Origin of the sequence: Hungatella hathewayi WAL-18680 (genome assembly GCF_000235505.1) — a bacterium.
GTDB lineage: Bacteria > Bacillota > Clostridia > Lachnospirales > Lachnospiraceae > Hungatella_A > Hungatella_A hathewayi_A.
The window spans coordinates 452,638-468,227 of sequence record NZ_JH379027.1; the positions used below are offsets into that span (position 1 = coordinate 452,638).

16 protein-coding genes are annotated in these 15,590 nt (G+C 51.4%); 12 read left to right on the forward strand and 4 right to left on the reverse strand.

The window, feature by feature from the left end; translation table 11 throughout:
• Positions 1-87: 87 nt before the first annotated feature.
• The 4 genes from HMPREF9473_RS02180 (at position 88) to HMPREF9473_RS02195 (ending at position 4,380) form a co-directional block, all read left to right on the forward strand.
• Complete coding sequence (locus tag HMPREF9473_RS02180; RefSeq protein WP_006778413.1) at positions 88-930, forward strand: carbohydrate ABC transporter permease; 843 nt, start codon at positions 88-90, stop codon at positions 928-930.
• Positions 930-1,769, forward strand: a complete 840-nt coding sequence (locus HMPREF9473_RS02185) for a carbohydrate ABC transporter permease (RefSeq protein WP_006778414.1) — start codon at positions 930-932, stop codon at positions 1,767-1,769. The genes HMPREF9473_RS02180 and HMPREF9473_RS02185 overlap by 1 nt, the downstream gene beginning before the upstream one ends.
• Positions 1,770-1,786: 17 nt before the next feature.
• A complete protein-coding gene (gene malQ / locus HMPREF9473_RS02190; RefSeq protein WP_006778415.1) occupies positions 1,787-3,283 on the forward strand; it encodes a 4-alpha-glucanotransferase in 1,497 nt (498 codons plus the stop codon).
• A 68-nt stretch (positions 3,284-3,351) separates the two neighbouring features.
• The gene (locus HMPREF9473_RS02195) at positions 3,352-4,380 is read left to right on the forward strand and encodes a LacI family DNA-binding transcriptional regulator (protein WP_006778416.1); all 1,029 of its coding nucleotides are present in this window, start codon (positions 3,352-3,354) and stop codon (positions 4,378-4,380) included.
• A gap of 89 nt (positions 4,381-4,469) precedes the next feature.
• Here the strand turns inward: HMPREF9473_RS02195 and HMPREF9473_RS02200 are convergent, their stop codons facing one another.
• Positions 4,470-5,180 (reverse strand): hypothetical protein, encoded by a 711-nt coding sequence (locus HMPREF9473_RS02200; protein WP_006778417.1) that lies wholly within the window; start codon positions 5,178-5,180, stop codon positions 4,470-4,472.
• A 150-nt stretch (positions 5,181-5,330) separates the two neighbouring features.
• Here HMPREF9473_RS02200 and HMPREF9473_RS02205 point away from each other — a divergent pair, with 150 nt between their 5' ends.
• Both HMPREF9473_RS02205 and HMPREF9473_RS02210 read left to right on the forward strand, forming a co-directional pair.
• Positions 5,331-5,864: an HD domain-containing protein gene (locus HMPREF9473_RS02205; RefSeq protein ID WP_006778418.1), complete on the forward strand. Its 534-nt coding sequence runs from the start codon at positions 5,331-5,333 to the stop codon at positions 5,862-5,864.
• Positions 5,865-5,908: 44 nt separating this feature from the next.
• Positions 5,909-7,069 carry a polysaccharide deacetylase family protein gene (locus tag HMPREF9473_RS02210; RefSeq protein ID WP_006778419.1) on the forward strand — a complete coding sequence of 387 codons (1,161 nt, stop codon included), beginning with the start codon at positions 5,909-5,911 and terminating at the stop codon, positions 7,067-7,069.
• Positions 7,070-7,083: 14 nt separating this feature from the next.
• Here HMPREF9473_RS02210 and HMPREF9473_RS02215 read toward each other — a convergent pair whose 3' ends face one another.
• Positions 7,084-7,350: a hypothetical protein gene (locus tag HMPREF9473_RS02215; protein ID WP_006778420.1), complete on the reverse strand. Its 267-nt coding sequence runs from the start codon at positions 7,348-7,350 to the stop codon at positions 7,084-7,086.
• A 159-nt stretch (positions 7,351-7,509) separates the two neighbouring features.
• Here HMPREF9473_RS02215 and HMPREF9473_RS02220 point away from each other — a divergent pair, with 159 nt between their 5' ends.
• The 4 genes from HMPREF9473_RS02220 to clpB all read left to right on the forward strand — a co-directional run bounded on the left by HMPREF9473_RS02220 (position 7,510) and on the right by clpB (position 13,191).
• Positions 7,510-8,031, forward strand: coding sequence for a hypothetical protein (locus tag HMPREF9473_RS02220; RefSeq protein WP_006778421.1), 522 nt, complete (start codon positions 7,510-7,512; stop codon positions 8,029-8,031).
• Positions 8,032-8,258: 227 nt separating this feature from the next.
• Positions 8,259-9,041 carry a hypothetical protein gene (locus HMPREF9473_RS02225; RefSeq protein WP_006778422.1) on the forward strand — a complete coding sequence of 261 codons (783 nt, stop codon included), beginning with the start codon at positions 8,259-8,261 and terminating at the stop codon, positions 9,039-9,041.
• Positions 9,042-9,108: 67 nt separating this feature from the next.
• Entirely contained in the window at positions 9,109-10,434 is a 1,326-nt protein-coding gene (locus HMPREF9473_RS02230; protein ID WP_006778423.1) for an MATE family efflux transporter, read from the forward strand.
• Positions 10,435-10,593: 159 nt separating this feature from the next.
• Positions 10,594-13,191 (forward strand): ATP-dependent chaperone ClpB, encoded by a 2,598-nt coding sequence (clpB, locus tag HMPREF9473_RS02235; protein WP_006778424.1) that lies wholly within the window; start codon positions 10,594-10,596, stop codon positions 13,189-13,191.
• 5 nt (positions 13,192-13,196) lie between these two features.
• Here the strand turns inward: clpB and HMPREF9473_RS02240 are convergent, their stop codons facing one another.
• Both HMPREF9473_RS02240 and HMPREF9473_RS02245 read right to left on the reverse strand, forming a co-directional pair.
• Entirely contained in the window at positions 13,197-13,682 is a 486-nt protein-coding gene (locus HMPREF9473_RS02240) for a prepilin peptidase (protein ID WP_006778425.1), read from the reverse strand.
• Entirely contained in the window at positions 13,673-14,674 is a 1,002-nt protein-coding gene (locus HMPREF9473_RS02245; protein WP_006778426.1) for an asparaginase, read from the reverse strand. Before HMPREF9473_RS02245 ends, HMPREF9473_RS02240 begins: the two co-directional genes overlap by 10 nt.
• Positions 14,675-14,873: 199 nt before the next feature.
• On the opposite strand from HMPREF9473_RS02245, the gene HMPREF9473_RS02250 reads away from it, so the two are divergent.
• Positions 14,874-15,053 (forward strand): DUF4250 domain-containing protein, encoded by a 180-nt coding sequence (locus HMPREF9473_RS02250; protein WP_006778427.1) that lies wholly within the window; start codon positions 14,874-14,876, stop codon positions 15,051-15,053.
• A 21-nt stretch (positions 15,054-15,074) separates the two neighbouring features.
• Positions 15,075-15,518, forward strand: a complete 444-nt coding sequence (locus HMPREF9473_RS02255; RefSeq protein WP_006778428.1) for a type II secretion system protein — start codon at positions 15,075-15,077, stop codon at positions 15,516-15,518.
• Positions 15,519-15,590 lie beyond the last annotated feature (72 nt).

Below are 15,590 nucleotides of genomic sequence, written 5' to 3' on the forward strand. Positions count from 1 at the left end.
CCGCAGTCAGGCGGGGTGGGTGAGCGTCACTCACCCCGCTTTTTCTAAGGCTTGTGCAGGGCTTTATAATATAAGGAGAAGGATTTTATGGATAAGGCAATCAAACGTTATTTCCCCATTTTCGTGCTGCCCACGTTGTTAGCATTTACCATGGGATTTATCGCTCCGTTTTTAGTGGGTGTGTATCTGTCATTCTGCAAGTTTACCACCATTAATGATGCGACGTTTATCGGATTTTCGAACTATACTAAGATTTTTACAGACGGAACTTTTGTACATTCCCTGTGGTACACGGCGCTGTTTACCATCGTGAGTGTGATACTGATTAACTTTTTCGCCTTTTTGGCGGCGATGCTTTTGACCAGGAAGATTAAGGGAACCAATATCTTCCGTACCGTATTCTTTATGCCGAACTTAATCGGCGGTATCATTTTAGGTTATATCTGGAGTCTGCTGTTGAACGGCATTCTGCTTCAGGTGAACAAGACATTGACTTATTCTTCGACCTACGGTTTCTGGGGACTGATTATTCTGATGTGCTGGCAGCAGATTGGTTATATGATGATTATCTACATTGCCGGTATCCAGAATATCCCGGGGGATTTAGTGGAGGCTGCGAAGATTGATGGGGCCAACAACTGGGATATCCTGAAAAATGTGACCATTCCCATGGTAATGCCATCCATCACAATCTGTACATTTTTAACTTTGACAAATGGGTTCAAGCTGTTCGACCAGAACTTGGCGTTGACCAACGGGGAACCTTCCAATATGTCTGAGCTGCTTGCGTTAAACATTTTCCGAACCTTCTATGGAAGGGCCGGATGGGAAGGCGTCGGGCAGGCGAAGGCGGTCGTCTTCTTTATTCTTGTGGCGGTGATTGCAATCGGTCAGAATATGCTGACCAGAAGTAAGGAGGTACAGCAGTAATGGGAGAGAAGAAGAGAGCAAAAAATATGGCGTTATCGGTTGTATTTTCAATTATATCCATCCTGTGGCTGTTCCCAATTGCGTTGGTTGTGATTAACTCCTTTAAGAAAAAGGCGTACATCAGCCGGAAACCGTTTGCGATTCCCACGGATAAAATGTTTGTGGGACTTGACAACTATATCAATGGTATCAAGAAGACCGGTTTTGTGGAGGCCTTTGGCTGGACACTGCTCATCACGGTGGGCTCCGTCGCGGCCATTATCCTGTGCACCTCCATGTGTGCCTGGTATATCAGCCGTGTGAAAAACGCGGTGACCACCACCATTTATTACCTGTGTCTGTTCTCCATGATTGTACCGTTCCAGATGGTAATGTTCCCGCTGTCCAAGATTGCGGATATGCTGAAGCTGAATACACCGTGGGGGCTGATTGTGGTCTACCTGGGATTTGGCGCGGGGCTTGCGGTCTTTATGTTCACGGGATTTGTGAAGTCCATCCCGCTGGAGATTGAGGAGGCGGCCATGATTGACGGCTGTACGCCGATTCAGACATTCTTCAACGTGGTGCTGCCGATTATGAAGCCGACCTGTGTGACGGTGGCGATTCTGCAGGCCATGTGGATTTGGAATGACTACCTGCTTCCCTATCTGATTTTGGATTTGAAGCGGTTTAAGACCATTTCCATTGCGGTTCAGTATTTAAAGGGCGGATATGGCTCGGTTGATATGGGCGCTATGATGGGCGTTCTGGTGCTGGCGATTATCCCGATTATTGTTTTCTATCTGGTCTGCCAGAAATATATTATCGAGGGCGTGGTTGCAGGCGCTGTAAAAGGTTAAGAAGGAGATAAAAACGTATGCGAGAATCTGGAATATTACTCCCAATAGCAAGTCTTCCATCCAGATACGGGATTGGGTGCTTTTCGAAAGAGGCCTATGAGTTTGTGGACTCTTTAAAGGCAGCCGGGCAGAAATACTGGCAAATCCTTCCGCTTGGACCTACGGGATATGGGGATTCCCCTTATCAGTCGTTTTCCGCATTTGCCGGAAATCCTTATTTTATTGATTTTGTGAAGTTGACAGAAGAGGGACTTTTGACAGAAGAAGCGTGTGAGCAGGTAGATTTTGGGGATGATGATGAGGTCATTGATTATGAGAAGCAGTACCTGGGGCGGTTTACGCTGCTGAGACTGGCGTTTGAGCGATGGAAGGAGACCCAGGGCGGCTCCGGTTATCAGGAAATGCAGGCGAAGCTGGAAGCGGACCTGGATACGGAGACCATGGATTACTGCTTTTATATGGCGGTTAAGAATCATTTTGAGGCGAAGAGCTGGGTGTTCTGGGATGAGGACATTAAACTCAGAAAGCCGGAGGCGGTAGAGAGATATCAGGAACTGTTAAAGGACGAAATTCTGTTCTATGAGTTTCAGCAGATGAAGTTTCAGGAGCAGTGGGCGGCGTTAAAGGACTATGCCCATGAGCAGGGAATCAGAATTATCGGGGATATCCCGATTTATGTGGCCTTTGACAGCGCTGACAGCTGGGCCCACCCGGAGCTGTTCCAGTTTGACGAAAACTGTCAGCCTATCACTGTGGCCGGCTGCCCTCCGGACGGATTTTCCGCCACGGGACAGCTGTGGGGGAACCCGCTGTACCGCTGGGATTACCATGAGGAAACCGGGTTTGCCTGGTGGATGAAGCGGATGTCCTACTGCTTTAAGTTATATGATGTGGTCCGGGTAGACCATTTCCGGGGATTCGACGAGTACTATTCGATTCCCTATGGCGAGGAGACCGCTATGCACGGGAAGTGGGAGAAGGGACCGGGTATCTCTATCTTTCGGAAGATGGAGGAGGTGTTCGGAAATGTGGACATTATCGCGGAGGATTTAGGCTTCCTGACACCCAGCGTGATAAAGCTGGTGGAGGATACCGGATTCCCGGGCATGAAGGTGCTTCAGTTCGCATTTGATTCCAGGGAAAAGAGCAATTATCTGCCCTGCTACTACAATCAAAACTGCGTTGTTTACACCGGAACCCACGACAATGACACGGTGAAGGGCTGGTATGAGAAGCTGGATGAGGAGGACAAGAAACTGTCCGTCGATTATATGGATAATGCATCCACCCCGGCCGAAGAGATTCACTGGGATTTCATCCGTCTGGCCCAGTCCAGCGTGGCGGAATTGTGTGTGATTCCGCTCCAGGATTACCTGGGACTTGGCAGTGAAGCCAGAATCAATACGCCGTCTACCCTGGGCGGAAACTGGACCTGGAGAATGAACCGGAACCAGTTTACCGATGAGATTATTCAAAAATGTCGAAAAATGACAGAATTGTATGGAAGAGCGTAAGTTATCATTGGATTTTTAGGCTTTTTTGTGGTACTATGTCGAGAGAGGGGTAAAGGAGGGGGGAACCTATGGATACGATTACAATCAAGGATGTAGCGAGGTTGTGCGGCGTGGGGGTCAGCACGGTATCCAGAGCGATTAACAATCACCCTGACATCAATGAGGAGACAAAGCAGAAGGTCCTGCAGGTGATTAAGGAGAATCATTATATTCCCAACAACAGTGCCAGGAACCTAAAGCGCTCGGCATCCAAAACCATAGCCGTGTTGATTAAAGGTATTGATAACCCGTTCTTCAGCGGGATGATTAAGATATTTGAAGAAGAGATACAGAAGAAAAAATATTCGTTTATCCTCCACCGCGTGGACGAGGGGGAGGATGAGGTGGATGTGGCCGTGGAACTGGTGAAGGAGAAGAAGCTGAAGGGAATTATCTTCCTGGGTGGTTATTTCTCCCACAGCCAGGCGAAGCTGGACCAGCTTGATGTGCCGTTTGTGCTCAGCACCATCGCCATCACCGACAAGATGGAGGCGGGGAAATTTTCCAGCGTGTCGGTGGATGACTTTGCGGAGAGCTACAAGATGGTGGATTATCTGTGCAGTCTGGGCCATAAGCATATCGGGATTCTGGCGGCCACGCCCTACGATGAGAGTATCGGCAAGCTGCGTCTGGAAGGGTATAAGAAGGCGCTGGAGGACAATGGGATTACACCCAGAGAAGAGTGGTGCTTTTACAGCCAGGAGGACATCGAGTGCTATACCATGTCCAACGGCTACGAGCTGATGAACAAGGTGATGGCATCGGATACGGGGGTCACGGCGGTGTTTGCCGTGTCCGACAGTATTGCCATCGGCGCCTGCAAGGCCGTGTTTGACGCGGGGAAGAGCGTGCCGGAGGATTACTGTGTGGCCGGGTTCGATGGACTTGATATGGCTCATTACTATAACCCGACGATTACCACCATCCGCCAGCCGGTGGAAGAGATGGCTCATGCGACCATCCGGATCTTGTTTGACATTATCCGGAACAAGTCCCAGAACCAGCAGCGAATCTTCCAGGCCCAGCTGCTGGAAGGGCAGTCTACGAGAAGAATTTGACAGGTTTCATGCAATATGATATGAATGAGAAAAGGCAGACTCCGTTTGGAATCTGCCTTTTGATTTTTGATTATTTACGTATCGTTGATTTACAGTGAGCTGCCTTCACTTTCGCTCAGACCGTCGCCGCCGCTCTCACTTTGACCATCGACACCCTCCACTACTTCATTGATGGATAGCGGCTGCTCGGTGGTGAGACCGGACATGTCGGTTACGTACAGGGTCATGCCTGCTGGGTCTGTCTGGAAGGTGGCGGTGTAGTTTAACTTGTCCACGGACAGAGGCTGGACGATAGCGCCTGTGGAGTTAATGGCATGGAGACTGGTGAAGTCGATGCCGGACTGGCTGTCGGACAGCGTGATAGTCAGGATACCGTCCTCGATGGAAGCGACCTCGATGGTTGGCGGGTCGTCGTCCAGGATGTTGACATGTTCGTAGGTGGATACCGCCATCCCGTTAAAGCTCTCCAGATAGACCTCAATCGTTCCGTTGACCGTGATAGGAGCCGTGTAGGACTTCTTGCCTGTGGACTCCAGCTCCAGCGGTTCCCCGTTCAGGGAGACGGACAGATTCCTGGTAGGGAGAATGGACTTGATGGTGAGGGACATGCTGGTGGTGGTGTAGTCCGTGGTTTCCCCCACACTGACGGTATATTTTGGTTTTACGGTTACCAGATAAAAGATCAGCCCGTTAATCAGCAGATAAGGCAGCACGTAGAAGAGCAGGATTGTTTTCAATCCCGGACTGGCAAGGCGTGCACTTTTCTTCGAGCGGGAATTACTGTATGTGTATTGACGCATGGTGATAATAGCCTCCTGAAATTAAATTTCTCATTTACTAGATTATTAGCATATCAGAAAACAGGGATTGATACAAGTTTATCTATTAAAATTTAAGGATTTATGTTATGATATTTAAGAAGTTACTACCGTGACAGGAAGGATAATCCCATGATAGAAGAAGCAGTGGCTTTTGCGAGGAGGGCTCACGCCGGAGCAGTGAGAAAGGGGACCAATATCCCCTATATTACACATCCTATGGAGACAGCTGTGATTATATCTTTGATGACGGAGGATGAAGATTTGGTTGTGGCAGCGTTGCTGCATGACGTGATTGAGGACACCGATGTGACGCCGGAGGAGCTGGAAGAGCGGTTTGGCAGGCGGGTGACGGAGCTGGTTCTTGAGGAGACGGAGGACAAGTCCGGAAGCTGGTTTGAGAGAAAGAGCGCCACCGTGGAGCATTTAAAACATGCCACGCTGGAGAACAAGATGCTGACACTGGCGGACAAGCTGAGCAATCTGAGAAGCACGGCCAGGGATTATATGATGGTGGGGGAAGACATCTGGCAGCGGTTTAATGAGAAAGATAAGTCAAAGCATAAGTGGTATTATGGCAGCATTATGAGAGAATTGGAAGAACTTTTAGAGTACCCTGCTTACCAGGAGTATGTTCTTTTATTTCATAAAGTGTTTGGTACCTGAATTAGAAAGGGACAGCGATGAGGATTCGTATCAAGGAAATACTGATGAGATTGACGGTGGCAGGTATGGCCGCCGGAATCATAGGGGGTATCAAGCCCATTGTGGCAAATGCCGAAGAGGAAGGCTTGAAGGCGTGTTACAGTGGATTTTTTTATGCCAGAGGATGGAGCGGGATGCACGAGGACAACACCCTGTGTCAGGCCCCGGCAGGAAGCTATCTGACTTCCTTTCAGGCATCCGTGCGCAACCAGCCGGAAGGAATGACGGGAACACTGGCTTACCAGGTTTACGTCAATGGTCTTGGATGGCTTGACTGGGCGGAGAACCTGGTGGAGACCGGGACAACGGATACGCCGGCTCCTGTGGAAGCGCTGCGCATGAGATTGACAGGACAACTGGCCGAAAATTATGATGTGTATTACAGCGTGTTCCAGTCGGACGCCTGGTCGCCCTGGACGAAGAACGAGGAGACTGCCGGTGTGACGGACCAGGGGCTGATGATCAGTGGAATCAAGGTTTCGATTACAACGAAGGATGGGGAGCAGCCGCCGGATATCCCGGCAGGCCCCGTGATTGACTACAACCGGCCCATGGTGGCCCTGACCTTTGACGACGGGCCCAATCTGCCGGTGACCAACCGGATTCTGGATGTGCTGGAGAGCAACGGGGCGCGGGGAACCTTCTTTATGGTAGGCAACCGGGTTCCGGCCAATGCGGATGCAGTGCGGCGGATGGCGGCTCTGAACTGTCAGGTGGGAAACCACACCTTCGACCACAAGTATCTGACCAAGATGACGGATGCGGGGATTCGCACGTCAGTGGGGCAGACCAATGACAATGTGAAAAATATTGCCGGCGTGGCGCCAGTATTGATGAGACCAACCGGCGGATTTTACAACCAGGCATCCCTGGATGTGCTGGGCAGTATGGGAATGTCGGCCGTGATGTGGTCCATCGACACGCTGGACTGGAAGACGAGGGACCCGGCAAAGACAATCAGCGCGGTGCTTGACCATGTGCAGGACGGAGACATTATCCTGATGCATGATTTGTATGGGACAACGGCGGATGCGGTGGAAGTGATTGTGCCGGAACTGGCGGCAAGAGGCTACCAGATGGTGACGGTCAGCGAGCTGGCGGAAGCCAGAGGCGGAATGGTGCCCGGTCATGTATACAGCCGGTTCCGCCTTCAGCAGAATAAGTAGAATATGTGCAGGAGTTACCTGACCCCGGCGTCGTCCAGAGAGATGACGGTCCGGGGTTTTCCTGTCTCCTCGTCGTAGATGGTGAGCAGGGAGCCGGAGGACGCCTCGGCCTCAGGCGGGTTGTACCGGTATATGTGAGGGGATACGGTTTTTAAGGAGGCGGTGTCCTGATAATAGAAGGTGGTGATGACGCCCATGGACAGCAGTATCAGGGCAATCCAGAATACTCCGTTTTCCAGGAAGGGATGGGAGAAGAGGTCGTTGTCATGCTGTGAGTTCATAGAGGTCTCCTGGCATAGCTTTTTATATTATATGAATGGGTTCATAAAAAATTCATAGTCATTACATCTTATTTAAGGTTTTCCGCTTTCCATTGACGGGGGCCAGGCAGGGTGTTATACTCTGTCAGGCAACTAAGTTTTGCGGAAAGAGAGGTAATTATGATGAGAAAGAGAGTATTATTGACAGGCGCTATGATGGCCACAATGTTGACAATTTCTGCGTGTGGCAGCAAAAATACAACGGAGACAACAACGGCGGTGGAGACTACCACAGCCATGGAAACGACGATGGAGGAGAGTACCACAGAGGAGTCCACAGTTACGGCTGAGGGGATGGAATCTGAGAAGGCGGAGGATTTGACGCCGGAGCAGATTAAGTCCTTCGCGGAGGAGATTCAGGCGGCAGTGGCGGCCCAGGATATCGGCTGGCTGGCGGATTTGTCCTCCTACCCGGTGTACGTAAGCCTGGAAGAGGGCGAGGGCTCCGAGATTGAGAGCGTGGATGACTTTATGGCCATCGGCGAGGATAAGCTGTTCACGGAAAAACTGATGACACAGATTGCCGATGTGAAGCCGGAGGAGCTGGAAGTATTCGGCGCCGGCGTGATTATGGGCGAGGATGTGAACATCACGTTTAACAATGTGGACGGGGAGCCGAAGATTACGGGGATTAACCTGTAAGGACCTGATTCTGCGCGGCAGACTATTGACATTTTAATTCGGATAAGCTATCATAAATACACTCTTATTTATGGTAGCTTTATCTGTTTATTCTCCCGTATCGGGAATATTTCCATTATAAGACAGTTGGTTTGGAGAAGGTTTGTAAAGCTTGGGCACATTGACAATCGAATCGTGCGTATGGTTATTGTTGTGATAATTATTTGTGAAATGACAGGAGTGTGCTTATGAGAAAATGGTTGATAACGGGGTCAGTCTGTCTTCTGGCTGTTCTGGGTGGAAATGTGATGGAATGCCGGGCTGAGGAAGTGGAGCAGCAGGTGGTCCTGGAGGGCGTGGAGTCCAAAGTGGGAGTGCCGCAGGAGATTCTGGTGGAGGTTGAAGGGACAGAGGAGTATGTGCCGGTGAAGTCCGTGGAGATGCTGCGGGAGTACTGGTCGGGGGATTTTGAGTTCCCGGTATTGTTCTATGTCTATGATGCAGAATATTACGAGCTTGGGGATGACCGGATTCCACGGCGGGAGGATAATCCGGGGCTTCGTGGATATGAGGACGGGCTGCTGAAGGCGCTGGGGCTTGATGGTAATGATTATGTGATAGAGACAGTGGTCTGGGACGGGGACGCCTATGCTAATGAGGAGGGGATTTTATGCCGGAATGCGCTGGCAAAAGGGCGGAAGCGGCTGAGGGATTACGAGATCGTGTATGGCAGGGAAATGGAGCCGGCGGAGAATCCGGACAGGCGGCTGCCGGAAGAGACACAGGCGATGGTGGATGCGCCGGAACGGGTGGTGCGGGTGGCAGATGCGGATGGAGACACCGCCAGCGGAAAACCTGATTTCTGGACGATCCTTAAGAAGGTGACGGTGGTGACGGTTGCCGTAGGGCTGGTGTTACTGCTTTTGTTTTTGGTCATTTTGTTGTGTATGAGGCTTTACCAATGGCTCCGGGACAGGAAAAAGGGCAAAAGAGTTGAAAACAGGAAAGATATATTTGACTATTGTAGGTGATAAATCTATAATTAGAAATTAGTTTTGTTAGGGATAAGTAAAGTTTGGGAAAAGTACGGGTGGAGATATGTTTACGAGAAAAGATTTGGTGCGTCTTCTGGCGCCGTTGATTGTGGAACAGATACTGGCAGTGCTGGTCGGTATGGCGGATGTGGTGATGGTGGCGGCTGTCGGCGAGGCGGCGGTGTCCGGCGTCTCCCTGGTGGATAGCATCAGTCTTCTGATTATCCAGCTGCTGGCAGCGCTGGCTACCGGAGGTTCCGTGGTCTGTTCCCAGTATCTTGGGAAGAAGAAACCGGAGCAGGCATGCCGTGCGGCAGGACAGCTTCTGCTGGTGACGACGGCGGTGTCGGTAGTGATTGCGTCGGCGGCCTTCATCGGAAACCGTCATCTGCTGGGCATGATTTTCGGCAGCGTGGAGGAAGAGGTGATGCGAAACGCCATGATTTATTTCTGGATTTCCGCATTGTCCTATCCGTTTCTGGCGGTTTACAATTCCTGCGCGGCCCTGTACCGCTCCATGGGGAATTCCAAGGTGTCCATGTACACCTCCCTGGTGATGAATGGCTTGAATATCGCAGGAAACGCTATCTGTATCTTCGGTCTCCACATGGGCGTGGAAGGGGTTGCCATCCCCACTTTTCTCTCCAGAGCCTTTGCGGCTGTGCTGATGATGTATCTGATTCAGAGACCGGCCAACGTGATTCGGATTCACAATGTGAAGGAGCTGCGGTTTGACGGCGGCATGATAAAGAATATTCTGCGGGTGGGCGTGCCAAACGGCATGGAGAATGCCATGTTCCAGTTCGGCAAGCTGTTTCTCCAAAGCCTGGTGTCCTCCCTGGGCACGGCTGCCATCGCCAGCTACGCGGTGGCGGGCAATCTGGTGACCTTTGAATACCTTCCCGGAAATGCTCTCGGCCTGGGCCTGATTACTATTGTGGGCCAGTGCATGGGCGCTGGGGAGTGGGAGCAGGCGAAAAAATACACCAAGAAGCTGGTGCTTTTGAATTATGTACTGCTGGCCTTTATCTGTACCCTGATGGTGGCAGGACGTGGCTTTATGGTGGGTATTTACAATCTGTCCCCGGCGGCTACCGCCGCGGCGAAGGACATGATTCTGGCCCACAGTCTTGCCATGATTATCTGGCCGCTGGCATTTACCCTGCCTTACTCCCTGCGGGCCAGCTTTGACGCGCCGTTTACCATGTATGTATCGGTGGCTTCCATGTGGATATTCCGGATTGGGTTTGCCTACCTGTTCGTGGTGGTGTGGAAGATGGGCGTGCTGGGAATCTGGTATGGCATGTTTATCGACTGGGCGTTCCGGGCGCTGGCGTTTGTCATCCGGTTCCGGAATTTTGGAAAACGAAAAGTGAGAGGGCTGGCATAGTCTGCCAGCCTTGGAGAGAGAAGTCTGCGAGAGCGGGCTTCTTTTTAGATTCATTAAAAAATTTTAGCACTCTCCTCTTGACAGTGCTAAAATGGTGTGTTATAGTACGGATAGAACAAGCGAAATTGTTACTTTTATGTTCCGAAAGGGGGACGTACTATGAATATCAATAAATTTACTCAAAAATCCATAGAGGCCGTGCAGAACTGTGAGAAACTGGCTTACGAGCACGGAAACCAGCAGATGGAGCAGGAGCATCTGCTTTACAGCCTGTTGAATCTGGAGGACAGTCTGATTCTGAAACTGGTGACGAAGATGAACATCTCCGGGGAGCAGTTCCGGGATGAGGCGGAGCGGCTGATTGAGAAGCTTCCGAAGGTAGGGGGCAGTGGCAGCGGCCAGCTGTATGTCAGCAACGATTTGAATAAGGTGCTGATAAGCGCGGAGGACGAGGCCAAGGCCATGGGCGACGAATATGTGTCCGTGGAGCATCTGTTTTTATCCCTGTTAAAACAGCCGGACAGACAGATAAAGGAACTGTTCCGCACCTATGGAATCAACCGGGAGACCTTTTTGCAGGCGTTGACCACGGTGAGAGGAAACCAGCGGGTGGTCAGTGACAACCCGGAGGCCACCTATGATACCCTGGAAAAGTACGGGTATGATCTGGTGGAGCGGGCCAGAGACCAGAAGCTGGACCCGGTGATTGGCCGTGACAGCGAGATACGAAATGTCATTCGCATTCTGTCCAGAAAGACAAAGAATAATCCGGTGCTGATCGGCGAACCCGGCGTCGGCAAGACGGCGGTTGTGGAGGGCCTGGCCCAGCGTATCGTGCGGGGAGACGTGCCGGAAGGCTTGAAGGATAAACGGCTGTTTGCGCTGGATATGGGCGCGCTGGTAGCCGGAGCCAAGTACCGGGGCGAGTTTGAGGAGCGTCTGAAAGCGGTGCTGGAAGAGGTGAGAAAGAGCGACGGACAGATTATTCTGTTTATCGATGAGCTTCACACCATTGTGGGCGCTGGCAAGACGGAGGGCTCCATGGATGCGGGCAATATGTTAAAGCCCATGCTGGCCAGAGGCGAGCTTCACTGTATCGGCGCCACGACCCTGGATGAGTACCGGAAATATATTGAAAAGGACGCGGCTCTGGAGCGGCGGTTCCAGCCGGTGACGGTTGCGGAGCCATCGGTTGAGGATACCATCTCCATCCTGAGAGGATTGAAGGAGCGCTATGAGGTGTTCCACGGGGTGAAGATTACGGACTCTGCCCTGGTGTCGGCGGCGGTGCTGTCAAACCGTTATATCTCCGACCGGTTCCTGCCGGATAAGGCCATCGACTTGGTGGATGAGGCATGCGCGCTGATTAAGACGGAGTTGGATTCCATGCCGTCGGAGCTGGATGAGCTTTCCAGAAAGATTATGCAGATGGAGATTGAGGAGGCGGCTCTGAAGAAAGAAACGGACAGACTGAGTCAGGACCGTCTGGCGGACTTACAGAAGGAGCTGGCGGAGCTTCATGACCAGTTTGCCAGCCAGAAGGCCCAGTGGGAGAATGAGAAGTCCTCTGTGGAGCGTCTGTCCGGTCTTCGCGAGGAGATAGAGAACATCAACCGGGAGATCGCCCAGGCCCAGCAGAATTATGATTTGAATAAGGCGGCGGAGCTGCAGTACGGGAAGCTGCCGGAGTTACAGAAACAGCTGGCGGCGGAAGAAGAGAAGGTGAAGAGCCAGGATTTGAGTCTGGTGCATGAGAGTGTGACGGACGAGGAGATTGCCAGAATTATCTCCAGATGGACCGGGATACCGGTGGCGAAGCTGACGGAGAGTGAGCGGAGCAAGACCCTGCATCTGGATGACGTGCTGCACCAGCGTGTCATTGGTCAGGACGAAGGCGTGGAGAAGGTGACGGAGGCCATTATCCGCTCCAAGGCGGGTATCAAGGACCCGACGAAGCCAATTGGTTCCTTCCTGTTCCTGGGTCCTACCGGCGTCGGGAAGACGGAGCTGGCCAAGGCACTGGCGGAAAGCCTGTTTGACGATGAGAGCAATATGGTGCGTATCGATATGAGTGAGTACATGGAGAAACATTCCGTGGCCCGGCTGATTGGTGCGCCTCCAGGATATGTAGGCTACGACGAGGGAGGTCAGCTGACCGAGGCGGTCCGCAGGAAACCGTACTGCGTGGTGCTGTTTGATGAGGTGGAGAAGGCCCACCCGGATGTGTTCAATGTGCTGCTTCAGGTGCTGGATGACGGACGGATTACGGACTCTACCGGCAAGACCGTAGACTTTAAGAATACGATTATCATCATGACTTCCAACATCGGCTCCCAGTATCTGCTGGACGGCATCGATGAGAACGGCAGCATCAGGCCGGAGGCGGAGTCCATGGCGATGAACGATTTGAGGGCGCATTTCCGGCCGGAGTTTTTGAACCGTCTGGATGAGATTATCCTGTTTAAGCCGCTGACCAGGGACAATATCGGCAATATCGTGGACCTTCTGATGAAGGAGCTGAACAAACGTCTGGCGGACAGGGAGCTGTCCGTGGAACTGACGGAGACAGCCAAAGCCTTTGTGGTGGAACACGGTTACGACCCAGTGTACGGCGCCCGGCCGCTGAAGAGATATCTGCAGAAGCATGTGGAGACTCTGGCGGCGAAGATTATCCTGGGAGACCAGGTGCGGGCGGGAAATACCATTGTGATAGATGTATCGGAGGACGATTCCAGACTCATCGCCTATGTAGAATAACCGTATCACATGACAAAAAATTGAAGATACCAGCCGATGATTCGCTCTCCGAACAGATAGGAGATGAGAATGGACGCGGCAAAATATGGAATCATGGGAATCTGCCGGTTTCTCTCTATCCTGTGAAACAGCATGGGGATGGCATAGATAAGACCGGCTGTCACGTAGGCCAGGATAAAGGCCAGAAGATTTTTGGGAAATCCCAGCAGCAGACCGGAGGCGGCGAGAAGTTTTATGTCGCCTCCGCCGATTCCACCATTTGTTAAAATGCTGACAAAGAGCATGGCTCCACCGATGGCGAGGGAACCGCAGACGCGGCTTGCCAGAGTGGGGCCATGTTCTGTGAAAAGGGAGAACACGGCAAGTCCCACGATGCAGAGGTGGATGGTATCCGGCACATACATGGTGCGGATGTCAATCACTGCGGCGGCGGTCAAAACGGCGGCCAGCAGGAGGAACGTTATAAGTGGAGTGAGTGATGTTATTTCCATAAGATATCCCTGTTTATCGTAGTGTAGAACAGCTGGCGGACGTTGGCGGCATCTTTCGTCTGTCCCAGTATCCACATCAGCTTGGTGACAGTGGCTTCCAGTGTCATGTCATAGGCTTCCAGCAGGCCGAATTCCTGCTTGATGGAGTGACCCACCTCGTAGACGGACATGTTGCTTCCCTCGTTGGTCACCTGGGTAGTCATGACCACAGTCTTACCGAGGGAAACCCATTTTTCAACCACCGGATGGTAGGCGCCGGTCTCGTAGGATGGCAGGCCGCCCACGCCGAAGGATTCGATGATAACCGCGTCGTAGTGTCCGGCCATATAGTCTAGCACGGTGGCATCCATGGAGGGAATCAGCTTCAGCAGGGCGACGTTGGAGTTCAGTTTGTGATAAAACGTGACCGGCTCGTCCAGCTGGTTCTTGTCGTCCAGATAGAAGATGACACGGCTGTCCTGAACGGAGGCAATATAGGGGAAATTGATGCTGGAAAATGCATTGTAGCTTTTGGTTCTCTCTTTCTTGCCTCTGGTTCCGGCGATGACCTTGCCGTCAAAGACGATGCTGACGCCGTAGGCGCTGTCATGGGAGGCGAACAGCAGGCTGTCGGAGAGGTTGGTTTTGGCATCCGTGATTTCCATATCGATGGGCTTTTGCGCCCCGGTTATCACGATGGGTTTTCTGGAATTCTGAATCAGGTAGGACAGGGCCGCCGCCGTGTAGGCCATGGTGTCTGTCCCATGGCAGATGACGAAGCCGTCGTATTCCATATAGCGCTCCTCGATGGCGTTCGCCATGGCCAGCCAGTGCATGGGCTGGATGTTGGTGCTGTCGATATTGAACAACTGTAAGGTGTCCGTCTGGCAGAATTCCCTGGTATCCGGGACATAGGACAGTATCTCCTCAGAGGTAATCAGGGGTTTTAACCCATTGACATCCCGCTTGGATGCGATGGTACCGCCGGTGGCAATCATCAAAATTCGTTTCATAAAAACTCCTCTCAAAAAGTGACTTATGGGGTGTAATTATATCATTAGATATATAAAATTAAACCAATTGATATAGAGAATAATACGGTTATTGGCTATAAATGGGCTACGCTGTGGCGATTCCTTGAATTAGCCTGTATTCTATGATAAGATAAGAGCCGTTAAAACACAAGATCATATGGTAAAAGAGGGAAAACTCATGGGAACTATTCCAAAAGACCCGGTGATTCTGTTAAGCTATGTAAATACACAGCTGAGGGATTTCTATCCATCCTTATGCGAGATGTGCGACGCCCTCGGATTGGAGAAAGAGTCTATTATCAACACATTGAAACAGATTGATTATGCTTATGATGAGCAGAAGAATCAATTTTTATAAGCGAGTTTTTGGAGAAAACGGATGAAACAAAAGAAAAAGATGGGGCGTGGAGGTTTCACTCTGGTAGAAGTGCTGGTGGTCATGGCGATTATTGCCATACTGGCGGCCATTACCGTGCCGTCATTTGCCGGTTATATCGACAAGGCAAAGGAAGAAACCTATCTGTCGGAGGCCAGAAATGTGGCTACGGGTGTGCAGATTTTTATCACTGAACAGTATGCCGCCGGGACGTTAGACAGGAAAAACATTAATAAGAGTTTGCTGGAGTATCCACTTGGGGAGCCGGAGCATGCACTGACGGAGGTTCTGCGTGGAAGTTATACGAATGGCGCTCAGATTGCCGGAATTTCTTACAGCGAGACCGGTGATTTTTATGGGATCACCTACGATGTGGAGGGATACCGGGTGGAAATCACCCCGGGAGAGCCGGCAGTTATCACAAAAATAAACAGTAAAAAGAACTGACGAATAAGATAGCAGTCTGTCAACAATTTTTGTTGTATGGGCTGCTTTTTTGCGTTATAAAAGAGGAGTTAT